This window comes from Bradyrhizobium sp. KB893862 SZCCT0404 (assembly GCF_018130885.1).
GTDB lineage: Bacteria > Pseudomonadota > Alphaproteobacteria > Rhizobiales > Xanthobacteraceae > Bradyrhizobium > Bradyrhizobium stylosanthis.
On the sequence record NZ_JAFCLT010000023.1, the window covers coordinates 1 to 1,311 of the forward strand.

Here is a 1,311-nt window from a genome sequence, read left to right on the forward strand (position 1 = left end):
GTCAGGCAGGACGTTTATGTTCGACCCCTTTAGCCAGCAAGGGGCCGGGGAGTTGAACGTCTTGAAGCGACATCTGCAAAGCACCGTACTTACATTACTTGATCGCAACACCAGCCAGCGCGAGATTCACCGGCTGACGGGTGTCGATCGCAAGACGATCCGGCGTTATCAGGCGCTGCGGGCCGGTGCGGAGGCAAATTCCCCCGGGGAAGTGACCACCGGCTCGGTGAGCGCGGACGGCCAAATTCCTCCACCCCGACCACCGGCTTTTGGGACATCGGAAGCGACGGTCACCAGCAGCCTGGCCCGTTCGGCTTGCGAAGCGCATCGGACGTGGATCGAAGAACAGGTCCGGCTGAAGCGGAACGCGCAGGCGATTTACCAGGACCTGGTTGATCAATTTGGCTTTCCGTCCAGCTACCAGAGTGTCAAGCGGTTTGTGCGCCGGTTGCGGCACGCTGATCCTGAGCAGTTTGATCGTCTTGAGTTCCTCCCCGGCGAGGAAGCTCAGGTCGACTATGGCGAGGGCGCGCCGACGGTTGATCCGAAGAGCGGGCGGTACCGTCGTCCCCGCCTGTTCGTGATGACGCTACGCTACTCGCGGCGCAGCTTCCGGCGGGTAGTCTGGAAGTCCAGCCAACAAGTCTGGGCGCAGCTCCACGAAGAGGCGTTCCGGTATTTTGGCGGGGTCCCCAGCTATGTCGTGCTCGACAACCTGAAGGAAGGCGTCCTCAAGCCGGATTTGTACGAGCCCCAGCTCAACCCGATTTACAGCGCGATGCTGGCTCATTACGCCGTGGTCGCCGATCCCGCGCGCGTGGCCGATCCAAATCGGAAAGGATGCGTCGAGAATGCGATTCAACATACCCAGGGCACTGCGCTGGCCGGACGGCGCTTCGAGACGCTGGAGGCGCAAAACGAGTTCTTGAGGCACTGGGAGGAGAACTGGGCTTCCAAACGCATCCACGGCAGCACGCGCCGTCAGGTCGAGGCGATGTTCCAGGAAGAGAAGCCGCACCTGCGGCCGCTGCCTGTCGCTCCCTTCCGCATCTTCACCGAAGTCGTCCGGACTGTCTGCGACGACACCACCGTACGCGTCGACAACAGCTATTACGCCGCGCGGCCCGCGCCGATCGGCAGCCAGGTCGTCGTGCGCATCTACACCACCACGATCGAGATCCGTGATCGCCACACCCGTGCGCTGCTGCGTGTTCATTCCCGGATGGCGCACCCCGGTTCTGTCGTCCTGCCGACCAGCGAACGGCCGTTCAACCCGTCGCGGCAAACCGCCGTGCTGCTGGCGAGCGCCGA

1 protein-coding gene is annotated in these 1,311 nt (G+C 63.1%); it reads left to right on the top strand.

Going from position 1 to position 1,311, the window contains the following annotated elements; translation table 11 throughout:
* Positions 1-16: 16 nt before the first annotated feature.
* The coding region (istA, locus tag JQ617_RS39830; RefSeq protein ID WP_212031125.1) for an IS21-like element IS1631 family transposase at positions 17-1,311 on the top strand (1,295 nt) is incomplete at its 3' end.